A 16,773-nucleotide genomic window follows, 5' to 3' on the forward strand; every position below is an offset into this window, starting at 1 on the left:
GGGTTGATAATTGAATTATAATTTTTATTTACCATTGACTATCATACTTTTATTGGCTGTTATTATCCCATTTTTGTTTCATTTGAGCCGTTATATCGGTGAAAAAACAAAGCATAATACATCTATAAATGAAACATATGAGAGCGGTGTCAAAAAGACATACAAAGACAGCTTTGAGCGTTTTAACATTAAATATTATCTTGTTGCCATTATATTTGTACTGTTTGATGTTGAGATTCTTTTTATGTTCCCGTGGGCAGTAACACTGAGAGAGACAAACCTTCTGGGTCTCTTTGAAATGTTTACATTTATGTTTTTTCTTTTAGCCGGACTTATATATATTTATAAAAAGGGTGCTCTAAAATGGGATTAGCAGAGCCTGGGTTACCGTTAGACACCGCAATAGTTACTAAGCTTGAAGAGGCGATTGGATGGGCAAGAGAATCCTCGCTTTGGCCTATGATATTTGGAACGGCATGTTGCGCAATAGAGTTTATGAGTGTGGCTGCGAGCAAATACGATATTTCACGCTTTGGTGCAGAAGTTGTCAGATTTTCTCCTCGTCAGGCTGATTTGCTGATAGTTGCCGGGACTGTGACCTACAAGCAAGGGCCGATTTTAAAACAGATTTATGACCAGATGAGCGAACCAAAGTGGGTTATAAGTATGGGTGCGTGTGCAAGCAGCGGTGGTTTTTATGATAACTATTCAACTATGCAGGGAATTGATAAGATTATTCCGGTTGATTTGTATGTCGGTGGTTGTCCGCCAAGACCAGAAGCATTGCTTGATGCACTTTTAACTCTCCAAGCAGATGTTAAAACAAATAAATACAATCCAGATAGACACAAAGATTTTAAGGGCTTGCTAGACAATGTCTAATTATATAACTATTGCTATAGAAAATCTTCATGTGTTTATAGAAGAAAAATTTGCCGAGGGGTTTAGCTATCTTCTTGATATTACAGCAATTGACTACAGCGAATATATTGAAGCTCAAGAAGAAGAATTTGCAATCGTATATATAATTCGTCATAAAGATTTTAAACAAATATTAGTGATTAAGAGTTATCTTGCAGCATTGGAAGTTCAGAGTATAACAGATATTTTTAGCGGCGCTGACTGGCTGGAGAGAGAAGTTTATGATCAGTACGGCATAAAATTTAAAGGTCATAAAAATCTAAGAAGAGTTTTAAACCATTGTGCATTTGTAGGTCATCCTTTAAGAAAATCATACCCGATTACAAAAGGTCAACTATCTCTTTGTGTAGATGATTTGCAAGATGAGATGAATAACAGACTGCTTGGTAAAAGCGTAGTATGTAAACTCGAAGATGGCTCATTTAGCGATTGTAGCAAGGATTTGATGTTTTTAAATCTTGGACCCTCGCATCCCGCAAGTCATGGAACAATAAGAACCTATCTTGCACTTGATGGCGAGACTATTGAAGCTGCGGTAATAGAGATTGGTTATTTGCACCGCGGATTTGAGAAGAGTTGCGAGAATCATACATATAATCAGATTATCCCATATACTGACAGGCTGAATTACTGCTCTGCTATAAGCAACAACATAGCTTTTGCAAAAACTGTTGAGGATATGCTTGGTGTTACTCTTCATCCGCGAGGGCAGGCAATAAGAGTTCTTTTGCTTGAACTATCTCGCATAGAGGATCATCTTGTGTGTTTGGCTGCAATATTGGTCGATATGGGTGCAATGACAAACTACTGGTACATGTACAACCCAAGAGAGACGATTTATGAGCTGCTCTCCAAGCTTACAGGTGCGAGACTAACTAACTCGTATATGAGAATCGGCGGTATGACGAATGATTTGCATGAGGAGTTTGAGAGTGACTTAAATAACGCACTTCTCAAAGTAAAAGAGGGCGTAGATGAGACACTTTCGCTAATAAAGCACAATAGAATCTTTCATGATAGAACACAAAACATAGGTATCATAACTCCAAAAGATGCCATAAATGCATCCTTGACAGGTCCGAACCTACGGGCTTCTGGAGTGGCGTACGATATGAGAAAAGATAGTCCATACTATGGTTATGAAAACTACGAATTTGATGTTGCTGTAGGGAGTGTCGGAGATGTATATGATAGGATTATGGTCCGCTTTGAGGAGATAAAACAAAGCACCAGCATCATAAATCAAGTTATGAAAACTATGCCTGAGGGTGAGATAAATGTTAAAGATGCTTCGATAGTATTGCCTAATAAAGAGGCTGTCTATACTACAATAGAGGGAGTGATGAATCAGTTCAAGCTTACTTACGAAGGAGTTAAAGTTCCTGCAGGTGAGTATTATGGCTCTATAGAAGCCACAAACGGAGAGCTGGGTTTTTTCATAGTAAGCGACGGCAGCGGAACACCGTACAAGGTAAAGGTAAAAGCACCGTCTTTTACGGCCATTTCAGCCTATGCAGACATGATTGAGGGATTTCAGCTTGCTGATGCTGTTTTAACACTTGGAAGTTTAAATATTATAGCAGGGGAGATGGATAGATGAGTTTTTCATTTTCACAAGAAAACAGCATCAAGATAGCTTCTTTGTTAAATAGATATCCCCATAAAAAAGCTCTTATCCTTCCGCTTTTATGGTTTGCTCAAAAGCAAGAGAGTTATATCAGCGAAGATGCAATAGGGCACATCTCTGAATTTTTAGATGTTCCATATATGCATATCTATAGTGTAGTAACTTTTTACACTATGTTTAGACTGACAAAGCCTCAAAAAAGAGTTATCGAAGTTTGCGCAACACTCTCATGTGAGTTAAACGGTAGCGAAGATATCAAGGCATATCTTGATGAGAATTATAGTAAAGATTTTGAAGTTATTGAAGTTGAGTGTATGGGTGCATGTTCGGGTGCTCCGATGTGCGCTATTGATGGAAAGTATCATGAAAATCTTACAACTAAGACGATTGATGAGGTCTTAAAATGATAACCAAGATTGTCAGCAAAAACTTTGAGATACCAGACTCGCATTTAATTGATGTAGCACTTGCAAATGGCCGCTACTCATCACTAAAATCTGTGTTTGAAAAAGAGCCTCAAGAACTGATAGATATCATAAAACAAAGCGGACTTCGCGGTAAAGGCGGCGGCGGAGCAGCTACTGGAAATAAATGGCAGATAGTAAGTGACTGGGATGGAGTGAAGTATGTTGTCGTTAATGCTGATGAGAGTGAGCCTGGAACATTTAAAGACAGAAGAATACTCTCGCTTGACCCGCATCTTCTTATAGAGGGGATTATCGCTACATGTTACGCTGTAAGCTCAAACATCTCATATATTTATGTAAGAGGCGAGTATGAAGAGTTCAGTGATGTTCTTCAGGGCGCAATTGATGAGGCTTATGAGAAAAACTTTTTAGGAGTCGGAGCAAAATACAGGGTCGACATAACTATTCATAGAGGTGCGGGAGCTTATATATGTGGCGAAAAATCTGCACTATTAGAGTCTCTAGAGGGTAACCGCGGACACCCAAGGCTCAAACCTCACTCGCCTGAGCCAGAGTTTTACTTCAATGAACCGACACTTGTCAACAATGTTGAGACAATAGCTTCAGTTCCCTTTATAATTGAAAACGGCGCAGATGCTTACAGAGCTTACGGTACTGAAAAATCACCCGGAACACTGCTTTTTGGAATCAGCGGAAATGTAAATAAGCCCGGTGTTTACGAGGCTGAATTTGGCATAAGTATGCTTGAGTTTATAGAAAAAGTAGGCGGCGGTGTAAAAAAAGGCAAAAAGTTAAAAGCAGTCATCCCCGGCGGTGCCTCAACACCGATACTTCCATATGAGATGTTAAAAGATGCAAGACTTGATTATGAAAATCTGAGTGCTCTTGGTTCAGCTTTGGGCACTGGCGGAATGATTGTTTTGGGCGAAGATGCATCAATGGTTAAAGCTCTTAAAAATCTTCTGAGATTTTATCACCATGAATCCTGCGGACAGTGTACGCCTTGCCGTGAAGGTACATCGTGGAGCGATAAAATACTTGACAGATTTGTTGCAAAAAAAGCCACCACAGAAGATTTAGAGATTTTAAAATCAGTTAGTAACAGTATGAACGGAAAAACTATATGTGTCTTTGCACCGGCAGCTAGCGGCGTTATTGACGGCTTTTTAAAACATTTTGAAGCTGAGTTTCTGGAGTGCATTGTATGAAAATCTTAATCGACAATGCAGAAGTTGAGTGCAAAGAGGGAGACCTTTTAATAGAAGTTATGCTAAAAAATGCTCTTGAAATCCCACATTTTTGCTATCAGGAAGATTTGGGTGCTGATGGAAATTGCAGAATGTGTATGGTTGAGATTAAAGGGCAAAAACGCCCACAAATCGCTTGTAATACTTTTGTAAAAGAAAACCTTGAAGTATCGACAATAAGTGAAAATATAAAAGAAGTCAAGCGCTCTATTTTAGAGCTTGAACTTTTAAACCATCCTGTTGATTGTGCCATCTGTGACCAGGCGGGAGAGTGTAAACTACAGGATTATTATATGGACTTTGGTCTATACGACAGCCATCTAAGCACTCCAAAAACAAAAAAAGGCAAACATATAGACCTTGGCTCAAATGTAATGCTTGACCAAGAGAGATGTGTCTTGTGTACGAGATGTGTCAGATTTACTTCAAATATTACAAAGACAAATGAACTTGGAATAATCGGCCGTGGCGACAATTCAAGAGTCGCAGTCGCACCGGGACATGAACTTAACAATCCGTACGCTATGAATGTAGTCGAGCTGTGTCCAGTCGGTGCACTTACATCTAAAGACTTTAGATTTAAACAGCGTGTCTGGTTTTTAGATTCTACAAAAAGTATCTGCCATGGATGTTCCCGCGGGTGCAATATCTACATAGATTACAATGAAACAAAATACAGCGCAGAGAAAGTTCACCGTTTTCGTGCAAGAAGAAACAATAAAATCAATAAGTCGTTTTTATGTGATTATGGAAGACTCAGTTACAAAGAATTAAATGAGAATTTCAACGCAGATGTATCACATGTCAAAGATTTAAAAGAGTTGTTAAAAGATGAAAAAAAACTAGCTCTTGTATCTCCATCGATGAGTCTGCAACAGCTTCAAGCGGTAAAGTCTTTTTGCAAAGATAACTCTGTAGAGCTTTTTTCCTTGCCTTACATTGATGAGAATTTTGGTGATGAGTGGCTTAAAACAAACGACATGAGCGCTAACTTTAACGGTGTAAAAGAGCTTGGAATAAACTATGATGAAGATGAGTTTGGCGTCTCTTTACAAGAGGCACATGTAGTTATAAATTTTGACCATAAATATCTTAAAAACAGAGAATTAAAAAGTAAAAAAGTAGTTCATTTTACAACTTCACATGTAGATAGTGATTATGAACTGATATTTGTTATAGCTGACTTTGCTCATGATAGTGGAACCATCATTAACTGTGACGGAATAAGACAAGATTTTTATGCTACAAAATATGAGAGCCAAAATTCGCGTCTTGTTGATATATTGGAGGAGTTAAAGTGAACACATTTTTGATTCTTCTTCCTCTAATGATGACTATGCTTTACTCTCTTGCTACAGTTCCTATTTTGGTGTGGATGGAGAGACGAATTGCCGCATTTATTCAAGATAGAGTCGGTCCAAACAGATGTAATATAGGCGGAATCAGACTAGGCGGAATCATTCAGTCAATTGCAGATATGATGAAGCTGGTTTTTAAAGAGGAGTTTCTACCATCACATATCAAAAATAAACTCTACTATTTGATAGCTCCAAGTATAGCTTTTGTGAGTGCTTTTTTGACTTTTATGGTCATACCGTACGCCGATAACATAACTCTCAATGGAGAGACTTACCATATGCAGGCATTGCCGACAGAGTTAGGTGTGTTGTGGTTTTTGGCTTTTGCAGGTCTTGGTGTTTACGGCATTATTCTCGGGGGCTGGGCTAGTCATAGCAAGTTTGCGATACTCGGCTCCATGAGAGCAACTGCTCAAGTTATCAGTTATGAGGTTGCCATGGGTTTAGCTCTTGTCTCAATGTTGATAACTTACGGGACAATAAACCTCAATGAGATGGTGAGTTACCAGACACAAAGCTTTTTCATCATACCTGCATGGGGCGCTATTATTCAGCCTCTTGCGACAATTATCTTTATTGTGACTGCATTTGCGGAGACTAATCGTGCACCTTTTGATGCGGCTGAGAGTGAGAGTGAGATTGTCGCTGGTTATCATACTGAGTATGGGGCTATGAAGTTTGGTCTATTTTTTGTGGCTGAGTATATTGCAATGGCTGCATCGGGAGCTTTAATAGTTACTATCTTTTTTGGCGGTTATCAGCTTCCGTATTTGAGTACAAGTGATTTGATAAATCATTTTGAGACTATTCTTTGGGGAGTGATTATATTTGCTGTTTTAACATCAATACTTTTTTTAAGATGGATGAATAAAAACAGCAGATTTGAGTTTTCATCAAACAATGAGACAAAGATTTACACTACGCTTATTATCGGATTTACATTTTTTGCAACCATAGTTATGGCTTATTATGCTTTTGGATTTGGTGAGACTCACGAGGTCGGTGTAATGATTTTACAGTTTGTTGTCTTTACAGTAAAGCTTTTTGTTTTGCACTTTGTTTTCATTTGGGTGAGATGGACTCTTCCGCGCTTTAGGTATGATCAGACTCAAAAGCTTGGATGGAATATCTTGCTTCCTCTCTCTTTGGCAAATATATTTATAACAGCTATAGTTGTAGTTATTGGAGTTAATTATGGGAATTAAAGTAGTACATCGTCACGGAAACACCTTTAAAGAAAAGATGTACATAAGTGCCATATTCTCAGGTATGAAAACTACTTTGAAGCACTTTTCTACAAACTTAAAAGATGCTACGCAGATTCCTACAGTATGTTATCCTGATGAAAAACCGACTGACATAACACCGCGTTACAGAGGCGTTCATAGATTAACACATAGAAAAGAAGATAACTCCATAGCCTGTGTTGCCTGTTTTATGTGTGCAACTGCCTGTCCATCCAACTGTATAGATATAGTTGCTATGGCAAGAGAGGACGGCTTGGATGAGAAGATGCCTAAAGTGTTTAACATTGACTTGCTTGAGTGTGTATTTTGCGGCTACTGCGTGGAAGCCTGCCCTTGCGACGCCATAAGAATGGACAGCGGAATTTACTCTGTAGTTGGTGAGACAAGAGAAGAGTTTATCTACGATAAAGAGAAGTTGCTCTCTATAAAAGGAATTTCAAAAGAGGAGTACAGTCTTGCAAAATGAGATTATTTTTGCCATATTGGCACTTCTTACTATAGTGAGTTCAATTGTTATGATAAGTGCTCACAGACCTATAGATTCTGCACTTGCATTTATAGTTGCTTTGATCTGTATAGCTGCACTTTTTGGGCTTGTAAACGCCACATTTATGTTTGTCGTGCAGATAATAATCTATGCAGGTGCAATTTTATCGTTGATTTTATTTATCATTATGTTTTTAAATATAAAAGACGAAAACCTGCCTGATGAGAAAAATAAAAACTGGTGGCTTCTTGGAACATCGTTTATTGTAGCGCCGTTTGGGCTTATTTTGATTGATTTGATTATAAGAAGTGACATAACTATAAATAGAGTGCCCGCTGAAGGATTTGGAAACATAAAAGATGTCGGTCTGACCCTCTTTAGTAAGTGGGTACTTCCTTTTGAGCTTGTCTCAATTTTACTGCTTGTTGCACTTGTAGGTGCAGTCACCTTAGCAAAGAGGGAGAGTTGATGCTGCAAGAGTACATGATACTCTCTATTATACTTTTTTGTATCGGGGTGGTTGGACTTATCAGCAGAAGAAACATTATTGTTATCTACATGTCAATTGAATTGCTTTTAAATGCCGTGAACCTGTCTTTAGTGGCAATAAGTGCAGATATGGCTGATGCTTCTGCTCAAGTTATGTCCATTATCATTATTGCTATTGCGGCATCTGAAGCGGCTCTTTTTATGTCTTTGTTCGTCGTTTTATTTAAAAAGAAGAGCTCACTTGATGCAAATATATTTGACATGTTGGGAAGTAAAAGATGAGCGACTCGCTAATTTTAAATATTTTACTTCTCTCGCCGCTGCTGAGCGCAACACTTATATTTTTACTTAATATTTCCATTTCGGGAGTAAAGCAGTACATATATACATCTTTAGCCTTGGCAGGCTCAGGCATCAGCGCACTATTAGCACTTTATCTCAGTTATTTTAGCTACTTTGAAAATCAAGTTTTTACCTCCCACCTTTTTACATGGTTGAGTATTGAGGATTTTATTGTCGAAGTCGCACTTAAAGCTGATGCTCTTAGCTCTTTTATGATTTTGTTTATTGCACCGGTGAGTTTTTTAATACATGTATATGCTAGCGGATATATGAACAAAGACAAAAGCTACGGGCGCTTTTTTGCCTATTTTAATCTTTTTATATTTTTCATGTTCTTGTTGGTTTTAGCTGACAATCCTATCATTATGTTTATAGGATGGGAGGGAGTAGGTCTTACTTCTTATGCTTTGATTGGCTTTTATTTTGAGGATATTAAAAATACATATGCCGGAAATAAAGCTTTTATAGCAAACAGAGTAGGGGATTTTGGATTTTTAAGTGCTCTGATGCTTCTGTTTTTAGAGATTGGAAGCGGAGGCATGTCGTTTGATGCAATTCTCTCAAACATTGGACAGATTGAAGCTCCTATGCTTAGTCTGATTGCATTTTTGCTTTTTGTCGGTGCTATGGGAAAATCTGCCCAAATTCCTTTGTTTGTCTGGTTGCCGGACGCGATGGCTGGACCGACACCGGTTTCAGCTTTGATACATGCAGCTACGATGGTAACAGCCGGTGTCTATATGGTCGCAAGATTCGCACCGCTTTATAATCTCACATTTGATGTGTCGCTCTTTATAGCTTACATTGGAGCCTTTTCTGCATTGTTTGCCGCCATAGTTGCAACCAGACAGTTTGATATCAAGAAGATTCTTGCATACTCGACAATGAGCCAGCTTGGATTTATGTTTATGGCTTTAGGTGTAGGAGCTTATTCGACTGCGCTCTTTCATATGTTTACACATGCCTTTTTTAAAGCACTTTTATTTATGGGGGCTGGCGCGATTATAGTGGCCTTTCATCATAAGCAGGATATACGAGAACTTCGCGGTATAAAAGAGAGTATGCCGGCTCTATTTGTCATGATACTAATAGCGACTTTGACCATCAGTGCCATTCCTCCGCTCTCGGCATTTTTCTCTAAAGATGCAATCATGAGTGCACTCTACGCAAGCGGACATGCACCGCTGTTCTTGATGGCTTTTACTGCTTCACTTTTGACGGTGTTTTATATGTTCAGATTGGTGTTTGTAGTTTTTTACTCAAATACTAAGCAGGTTGGCGAAGCAAACAGTAAATCTATGCTTTATCCTATGACTGTTTTAACTATATTCTCCATATTTGCAGGGTTGTTAAATATGCCTGAGATTTTTGGCGGAAATCTCAACATGTCAAACTGGTTGGATATTGCAGACAAGAAGTTTATTGTCACGCACTTTGATGAACTTATGTTGATGTCGATTAATACCTTGGCTATTATTGGAGTGATATTTTATACATACAAAAGATATGCATACACTAACACTATAGACAAAGAGAGTGAACACACTTTAGTCGCAAACAAATTTTATATTGATGAGATATACAGTGCGGTTGTAGTGAAACCTCTGTATGCACTCTCAATTTTATTTGATAAACACATCAGCAATAATTTAATAGATAATACAATTCACAATTTAGCACTATACTATGAAAAACTTGGGCTACTCTTCTCTGGTTTTGAAAACGGCAATGTAAGAAACTACGCACTCTACATGTTAGTTGGGGCAGTCTCTGGCTTTATCTATCTGTATGTCTTGTTGAGGGCTGCATTATGAGTACTTTAAGTATATTGATATTTTTGCCAATTATAGCCGCAATATTTTTGTTTTTTGTCAGAATTAATATTCAAATTGTAAAAGTTATTTATATGTTGGTAACATCAATTATTTTGTATGTTTCACTAAAGCTTTATGTTGATTTTGACCCAAATGCTCCTATGCAGTTTGTGGAGTATAAAGTTTGGATATATGAGTATGGGATTAATTATTTTGTCGGAGTTGACGGGGTGTCACTCGGTATTGTTATGATGAATGCTATTTTGATGCCGCTTGTTGCCGTTGCTCTGTATAAACAAAGAGATAAACATGGCTACTGGATTCACCTTCTTTTTGTTCAGGGCGGTATTATGGGGGCTGTTTTATCCCTTGATTTGATGCTCTTTTATCTTTTTTGGGAAGTCATGCTGCTGCCGATATTTTTTATGATTGGTCTTTTTGGATTTGGCAGAAAAAACTTTGTTACTATGAAGTTTAACATGTACACAATCCTAGGTTCGCTTATGATGCTTATATCTATACTCTATATAGCAGTGCAGTACAAAGAGCAGTTTGGTGTATACTCTTTTTCACTTTATGACCTTAAAAATATAACTCTCTCATCAACCCAGTCAATCCTTGTGTTTAGTGGATTTATGCTTGCTTTTGCCATAAAAATTCCTATTTTCCCTTTTCATACATGGCTAAGTGAGACTTACAGAAGCGCACCAACAGGTGCAGTTATCGTGATGTCGGCTTTGATGGCAAAACTTGGTACTTATGCTATTTGGAGATTTTTATTTACGCTCTTTAATGAAACTTCTCATGCCGTGGCACCATATTTTATCGGGCTTGGTCTATTTGGTCTTATATTCTTTGGTATCTCTGCTATGAATCAAACGCATTTAAAAAAGATGTTTGCTCTCTCCTCAGCTTCTCATCTCTCTTTAATCGTAGTAGGATTTTTTATATATGATGTTTATGGTCTTGTCGGCTCATCCTACCTGATGGTAGCTCATGCTATATCTTCAGCTGCACTGTTTTTGATGGTAGGTATGCTCTTTGAGCGAACTAAGACTCACTATATTGCCTCGCTTGGCGGAATTGCAAAAGTTGCTCCAAGATTTGCGCTGTTTTTTGCATTTTTTGCTCTGAGTATTGTCGGAGTTCCATTAACAGCAGGTTTTGTGGCTGAGGTGCTTATAATCCTTGGAGCATTTAATTACAATATATACATTGGTTTTATAACTGCTACTACGATTTTAATCGCGATGCTGTTTATGTTTAAAATGATAAGCAAGGTTCTTTTTGGAGAGCCAAATGAAGTGACTAAAAATTTTCAAGACCTTCGTTTGCATGAACTTTTTGCACTTGTTCCGCTAGCATTGCTGGTGTTAGCAATGGGAATCTTCCCAAATTATTTTATAAAAAATATTGAGCCTACAGCACAGTTTTATATACTCGAAAAAGAGGTGCCAAAAAATGACAAATGAGTTGATTGCACTGCTTGTACCTGCTTTACTGCTGTTTAGTGCCATTTTTATTTTGCTATATGGTCTTAGCTCGTCATATACCAAACAAAAGGGTTATACAATAACCTTGATTACACTTTTTTTGAGTTTCATCCTGAGTGTAAGTACTATAACAGAGAAACATTCCATAGATGTTTTACCGGATATATTTAACTCAATGTTGGTATATGACACTTTTAGTGCCACTTTTATTTCTTTGTTTCTTTTTGGCGGTTTTTTAACTTTGGCAATTGCAAAGTCTTTTATAGACAAAACAACATATTTTACTCATGAGTCATTTGTGCTGCTTCTTTTCTCACTTTTTGGTATGGTGATACTCAGTATGGCTAAAGAACTGCTCACAGCTTTTATAGCCTTAGAGATAGCATCTATGTCAGTTTATGTTCTGGTTGGATTAAACAAAAACTCGCTTAAAGCATCTGAAGCATTTTTTAAATACCTTCTGCTTGGTTCTTTCTCGGCATCTTTTTATCTGCTTGGAATGATGTTGATATATGCGCAGGCAAAAAGTACAAACTTGGACGCTATAGCTGAGTATATTTTACACACAGAGTTGCACTCTCAACTTCTAATAGTTGCCGGAAGCCTGCTGATAATGATAACAATCATGTTTAAAATAGCTTCTGTTCCATTTGGTGCATGGGTTATAGATGTCTATGAAGGTGCTTCTCTTCCGATTACGGCTTATATGGCAGGAGTATTTAAAATTGCAGTTTTTGCATTTGCTCTTAGGGTGTTTTTATTGGACTATATAACATTTGAGAGTATCTATGACCCTCTTATAATAGGTGGTGCTGTTGTTACGATGATAGGCGGCTCACTTCTGGCCATCATTCAAACAAGTGTTAAAAAAATGTTAGCAGCCTCATCCGTTGTTCATAGCGGTTATCTGCTTGTAGCTTTAGCTTCGGTTGAGGTAAATAACCAAGATGGTGCGCATGCGATAATGTTTTATCTTTTTGCATATTTTATCAGTGCAATAGGTGCCTTTGGAGTACTTAGTTATATAAGTAAAGGCGGTGATGTACTGATCACATACGACGATTTGAACGGGCTTGGCAAAGACAAGCCGCTAATTGCCGCCTCGCTGAGTATATTTATGCTTTCTTTGGCCGGTTTCCCGTCTACGATAGGTTTTATCGGTAAGTTTTATATTTTTACATCAGCTATTGAAACAGGCTACACTTCACTCGCTGTTTTTGGAGCCTTGAGTGCATTTGTTTCCATATATTACTATTTTAAAGTGATTGTACATCTATACTTTAAAGAGAGCGTTCATTTAAATGTAGATTATGGATATAAAGTATCACTTGCATTTATTATCATCTCTGCTTTTATTGTTTTATGGGGTGGGGTAGGTACATCCCTGCTATTTGATATACCGGGTATAAATGAGCTGAACAAATTGACACAACACTCTATTGAATCACTCGGTTTGTAGTTTTAGTTAAGATTCGTATTACATTGGTTATAATTCACCTATGAATTTATTATCTGCTAAAAACATATCACATACATTTGAGTATGAACTATTTTCCGATATCTCATTGGACTTGGAAGAAAAAGAATCTATCGCCATTATTGGTATGAGCGGTAGTGGAAAATCAACCCTGCTCAATATTTTATCAACACTTTTAATCCCTAATAACGGTTCTGTTTCTCTTTTTGGCAAAGATACGGCAACTATGAGCAAAAAAAGACTAGCACAAATAAAAAGAGATGAACTTGGACTTGTTTTTCAATCGCATTATCTTTTTAAGGGTTTTAGCGGCATGGAAAATCTTGAAGTTGCCGCGATATTGTCAAAGCAAGATATTGATGAAGAGCTTTTAAGAAGATTAAACATAAGTGAAGCGATAAATCAAAAAGTCACAGAACTTTCAGGCGGTCAGCAGCAAAGAGTCTCTATTGCCAGAGTTTTGACAAAGCAGCCTCGCATTTTATTTGTTGATGAGCCTACGGGAAATTTGGATAATATAACTGCAAACGAAGTAATGGATATATTTTTTGAATATATTGATAAAAAAAATGCCGGTATGATACTTGTAACACACGATGAAGAGCTTGCTTATAAATGCCATAAAGTTTTTAAACTTGAAAACAGAGAGTTAGTGGAAGTTAAGTAATGTCTTGGGCAGAAGTTTTTACCGACACTTACATAATAGGTTTTGTACTTCTTTTTTTTAGATTTGCTGCACTTTTTATGGCAACTCCAATTTTTGCTCATGAGAGTATACCTCCGACATTAAAGACCTCTATAGCTTTTTTCTTCACAATTGTTTTTTACTCTTCAATGCCCGCATTAGATATCCCCATCACAATTGCAAGTATTGTTATGGCAATTTTAAGTGAGTTGCTTTTTGGCTTGGTCATCGGAGTGATACTGCAAGTTGCATTCAATGTTATTACTTTTGCCGGCGGTCAGATATCTTTTATGATGGGTTTCTCTATGGCTAGTGCTATTGACCCAATATCGGGTGTATCGATGCCGATAATCTCACAATTTTTGTCTCTTATAGCACTGATGGTATTGTTTGCGATGGATATGCACCATTGGATTTTACTTTTTGTAGATGCTTCTTTGCAAAATGTTCCGCTGGGTGGTTTTTTGATGAGCGAAGATATTTTCAACTATATTATAAAAGCCACATCAAATATGTTTATGGTTGGTTTTATGATTGCATTTCCTATTATTGCCCTTTCTTGGCTTGCAGATATAATATTTGGAATGTTAATGAAAACAATGCCACAATTTAATCTTTTGGTTATCGGTTTTCCTATAAAAATCATGGTTGCGTTCGTTGTACTTATCGCTACTTTGAGTGCTACTATGTTGATTTTAAAAGGACAAATGCAAGAGGCTTTTAACTATTTAGAGATGTTTTTTTAGTTTTTTTTGATACAATAATGTCAAAAGAGCCTCAAAAGGGAATCAGTAATGAAAATATTACTTTTAAATAGTAATCCAGTAGTAAATAAGCTAGTTACATTAAGTGCACAAAAGACTTCAGATAGCGTGGATGTAGTAGAAAGTATTGATGATATAGAGTCTAGAAATTATGATCTTTTAGTTGTTGATGATTCGCTGTATAGTGAAGAAATTATGGAAGAAATACATACTGCAGTAGACTACAGTAAATCCTTATATATATGTTCTAGAGATGCTGAAGATGCTGATGGGTTTACTTCGGTACTAAGAAAACCTTTTTTGCCAACTGACTTAGTTGAGATATTTGCTTCTATTGAAAATGAAGAAGAAATAGACTTAGATAAAGAGGAAGTAAATTTAGACTCTTCAGATGAAGAGGAACAGGCTGCAGAAGTTGATGAACTCGATGGTTCGGACAGTATTGACGATGATATTAATGATTTAGACGAGCTTGATGATTTAGCTGAAAATGAGCAAACTGCAGAAGTTGATGAACTTGATGGTTTGGATACTATCGATGATGATATTAATGATTTTGATGAGTTAGCTGAACTTGATGATTTGGATGAAGAAGTTAATACAGACGAGCTTGACGACTTGGATGATTTAGATGAACTTGATGATAATATATCTGAGAGCATTCTTGATAAAGATGACCTAAAAGAAGTACAGGACCTTCTGGAAGAGAATGAAAAAGAATTCGACGAAGATGAAACAAGTGATGAACTAGACGAACTTGATGAACTCGAAGAGCCTGAAGAGTTGAACGAAGTTGATGAACTCGACGAACTTGAAGAGCCTGAAGAGTTGGATGAACTTGAAACAAGTGATGAACTCGAAGAGCCAGAAATAGATTCAGAAAGTTCTATTGAATCTGATGAAGATACAGAACTTGATGAACTTGAAACAAGTGATGAACTAGACGAACTTGATGAACTTGAAGAGCCTGAAGAGTTGAACGAAGTTGATGAACTAGATGAACTTGAAGAACTCGATGAGCCGGACGAATTCGAAGAGCTCAGTTTAGAATCTCAAATACAGAGTGCAGTTGAAGGATTGAGTGAAGAAGATTTAGAGAGTGAAGTAGATGAAGATATCTTACTTAACATTGACTCTTTAACAAGCAGAGATTTAAAAATTGCTATTGGCGAGGAAATAAATGAAGAAGAGATGGACGAAATAGATTCAGAGAGTTCTAGTGAATCCAATGAAGGTTCAGAAGTTAATGAACTCGAAGAGTTCAGTTCAGAGCCTGACTTAGACAAAGAGGAATTAGAAATACCAACAGACACTGAAACCACACAAGATAACGACGGAGTAGAATCTCTAAAAACACTATTAGCAGCACTTACGGATAAAAATGTAGCAGCTTCACTCAAAGGTATGAAAATTAATATCAATATAACTCTAGGGGACAAATAGTGAATTATAAAAGTGGAGCTATATTGGTTCTCTCCGGTCCCAGCGGTGCAGGAAAGAGCTCCTTATTAAATGAGGTTATTAATGATATTGGGGAGTGTTACTTTTCAATTTCAACTACTACTCGTCCAATGAGACAAGGCGAAGTTGAGGGTGTTCATTATCATTTTGTAGACGAAGAAGAGTTTAAAAAAGATATTGAACAAGAGCAATTTTTAGAGTATGCCTTTGTTCACGGTAACTATTATGGAACATCTTTGAAACCTGTAAAAAAGGCTCTTAATGATGGTAAATTAGTTTTATTTGATATTGATGTACAGGGAAATACCTTGGTAAATAATAGACTTGGTGATATCACTACTTCAGTCTTTATATCTCCTCCAACTCTATCTGAACTAAAAAAGCGTCTCGAAGCTCGTTCAACAGATGAGAAGGAAGTGATTGATCGTCGTGTAAAAATGGCAAGAAAAGAGATACAGAGAATAAGTGAATATGATTATATGATCATAAATGATAATCTTGCCCAAGCTGCAAACACATTAAGAACAATTGCAAAGGCAGCTAGACTGAAAGTTCCAGACAGTGAGATAAATGAATTTGTGCAAAAATGGGAAGATATAGACTAGTAAATAAACTATATACTTATGATAAGAGAATTTACAGCAAAAAATAGCTATAATCTCTGACTTAATTTTATACAAGGAATATGCATGGGAATGCCTGGCGGAACAGAATTATTAATAATATTAGCAATAGTAGTACTACTATTTGGTGCAAAAAAGATACCTGACTTAGCAAAAGGTCTTGGTAAAGGAATCAAAAACTTTAAGTCTGAGATGAAAGATATCGATTCTGAAACGGCATCTGCAGAAGCTCCAAAAAAAGTAGAAGGTAGTGAAGAAACTGCATCAACTGAAGCTCCAAAAACTACAGAAACTACAAAACAAGCGTAAC

General features: G+C 37.0%; 18 protein-coding genes. All 18 read left to right on the top strand.

The window, feature by feature from the left end; all coding sequences use genetic code 11:
* The first annotated feature begins 10 nt into the window (after positions 1-10).
* The 18 genes from ndhC to tatA all read left to right on the top strand — a co-directional run bounded on the left by ndhC (position 11) and on the right by tatA (position 16,772).
* Positions 11-373 carry an NADH-quinone oxidoreductase subunit A gene (gene ndhC, locus OQK60_RS07875; protein ID WP_297685788.1) on the top strand — a complete coding sequence of 121 codons (363 nt, stop codon included), beginning with the start codon at positions 11-13 and terminating at the stop codon, positions 371-373.
* Positions 364-882 carry an NADH-quinone oxidoreductase subunit NuoB gene (nuoB, locus tag OQK60_RS07880; RefSeq protein WP_297685790.1) on the top strand — a complete coding sequence of 173 codons (519 nt, stop codon included), beginning with the start codon at positions 364-366 and terminating at the stop codon, positions 880-882. Before ndhC ends, nuoB begins: the two co-directional genes overlap by 10 nt.
* The gene (nuoD, locus tag OQK60_RS07885) at positions 875-2,521 is read left to right on the top strand and encodes an NADH dehydrogenase (quinone) subunit D (RefSeq protein ID WP_297685792.1); all 1,647 of its coding nucleotides are present in this window, start codon (positions 875-877) and stop codon (positions 2,519-2,521) included. The genes nuoB and nuoD overlap by 8 nt, the downstream gene beginning before the upstream one ends.
* On the top strand, positions 2,518-2,955 hold the full coding sequence (locus tag OQK60_RS07890) for an NAD(P)H-dependent oxidoreductase subunit E (RefSeq protein WP_297685794.1): 438 nt from the start codon (positions 2,518-2,520) through the stop codon (positions 2,953-2,955). The genes nuoD and OQK60_RS07890 overlap by 4 nt, the downstream gene beginning before the upstream one ends.
* Positions 2,952-4,184 (top strand): NADH-quinone oxidoreductase subunit NuoF, encoded by a 1,233-nt coding sequence (nuoF, locus tag OQK60_RS07895; protein ID WP_297685796.1) that lies wholly within the window; start codon positions 2,952-2,954, stop codon positions 4,182-4,184. Before OQK60_RS07890 ends, nuoF begins: the two co-directional genes overlap by 4 nt.
* Positions 4,181-5,524, top strand: coding sequence for a 2Fe-2S iron-sulfur cluster-binding protein (locus OQK60_RS07900; RefSeq protein WP_297685798.1), 1,344 nt, complete (start codon positions 4,181-4,183; stop codon positions 5,522-5,524). The genes nuoF and OQK60_RS07900 overlap by 4 nt, the downstream gene beginning before the upstream one ends.
* Entirely contained in the window at positions 5,521-6,786 is a 1,266-nt protein-coding gene (locus tag OQK60_RS07905) for a complex I subunit 1 family protein (protein WP_297685800.1), read from the top strand. The genes OQK60_RS07900 and OQK60_RS07905 overlap by 4 nt, the downstream gene beginning before the upstream one ends.
* Positions 6,776-7,294, top strand: a complete 519-nt coding sequence (locus OQK60_RS07910; RefSeq protein WP_297685802.1) for an NADH-quinone oxidoreductase subunit I — start codon at positions 6,776-6,778, stop codon at positions 7,292-7,294. The genes OQK60_RS07905 and OQK60_RS07910 overlap by 11 nt, the downstream gene beginning before the upstream one ends.
* A complete protein-coding gene (locus OQK60_RS07915) occupies positions 7,284-7,784 on the top strand; it encodes an NADH-quinone oxidoreductase subunit J (protein WP_297685805.1) in 501 nt (166 codons plus the stop codon). The genes OQK60_RS07910 and OQK60_RS07915 overlap by 11 nt, the downstream gene beginning before the upstream one ends.
* On the top strand, positions 7,784-8,086 hold the full coding sequence (nuoK, locus tag OQK60_RS07920; protein WP_297685807.1) for an NADH-quinone oxidoreductase subunit NuoK: 303 nt from the start codon (positions 7,784-7,786) through the stop codon (positions 8,084-8,086). The genes OQK60_RS07915 and nuoK overlap by 1 nt, the downstream gene beginning before the upstream one ends.
* A complete protein-coding gene (gene nuoL, locus OQK60_RS07925) occupies positions 8,083-9,960 on the top strand; it encodes an NADH-quinone oxidoreductase subunit L (RefSeq protein WP_297685809.1) in 1,878 nt (625 codons plus the stop codon). Before nuoK ends, nuoL begins: the two co-directional genes overlap by 4 nt.
* Positions 9,957-11,432: an NADH-quinone oxidoreductase subunit M gene (locus OQK60_RS07930; protein ID WP_297685811.1), complete on the top strand. Its 1,476-nt coding sequence runs from the start codon at positions 9,957-9,959 to the stop codon at positions 11,430-11,432. The genes nuoL and OQK60_RS07930 overlap by 4 nt, the downstream gene beginning before the upstream one ends.
* A complete protein-coding gene (locus OQK60_RS07935) occupies positions 11,422-12,912 on the top strand; it encodes an NADH-quinone oxidoreductase subunit N (protein WP_297685813.1) in 1,491 nt (496 codons plus the stop codon). Before OQK60_RS07930 ends, OQK60_RS07935 begins: the two co-directional genes overlap by 11 nt.
* A gap of 40 nt (positions 12,913-12,952) precedes the next feature.
* The gene (locus OQK60_RS07940; protein ID WP_297685815.1) at positions 12,953-13,597 is read left to right on the top strand and encodes an ABC transporter ATP-binding protein; all 645 of its coding nucleotides are present in this window, start codon (positions 12,953-12,955) and stop codon (positions 13,595-13,597) included.
* Positions 13,597-14,361, top strand: coding sequence for a flagellar biosynthetic protein FliR (fliR, locus tag OQK60_RS07945; protein WP_297685817.1), 765 nt, complete (start codon positions 13,597-13,599; stop codon positions 14,359-14,361). Before OQK60_RS07940 ends, fliR begins: the two co-directional genes overlap by 1 nt.
* Before the next feature lie 48 nt (positions 14,362-14,409).
* Positions 14,410-15,822 (top strand): DNA topoisomerase IV, encoded by a 1,413-nt coding sequence (locus OQK60_RS07950; RefSeq protein WP_297685819.1) that lies wholly within the window; start codon positions 14,410-14,412, stop codon positions 15,820-15,822.
* Positions 15,822-16,445: a guanylate kinase gene (gmk, locus tag OQK60_RS07955; protein ID WP_297685821.1), complete on the top strand. Its 624-nt coding sequence runs from the start codon at positions 15,822-15,824 to the stop codon at positions 16,443-16,445. Before OQK60_RS07950 ends, gmk begins: the two co-directional genes overlap by 1 nt.
* A gap of 84 nt (positions 16,446-16,529) precedes the next feature.
* On the top strand, positions 16,530-16,772 hold the full coding sequence (gene tatA / locus OQK60_RS07960; protein ID WP_297685823.1) for a twin-arginine translocase TatA/TatE family subunit: 243 nt from the start codon (positions 16,530-16,532) through the stop codon (positions 16,770-16,772).
* Position 16,773: the final 1 nt, after the last annotated feature.

The organism is Sulfurimonas sp. (assembly GCF_026196735.1).
Classification (GTDB): Bacteria; Campylobacterota; Campylobacteria; order Campylobacterales; family Sulfurimonadaceae; genus Sulfurimonas.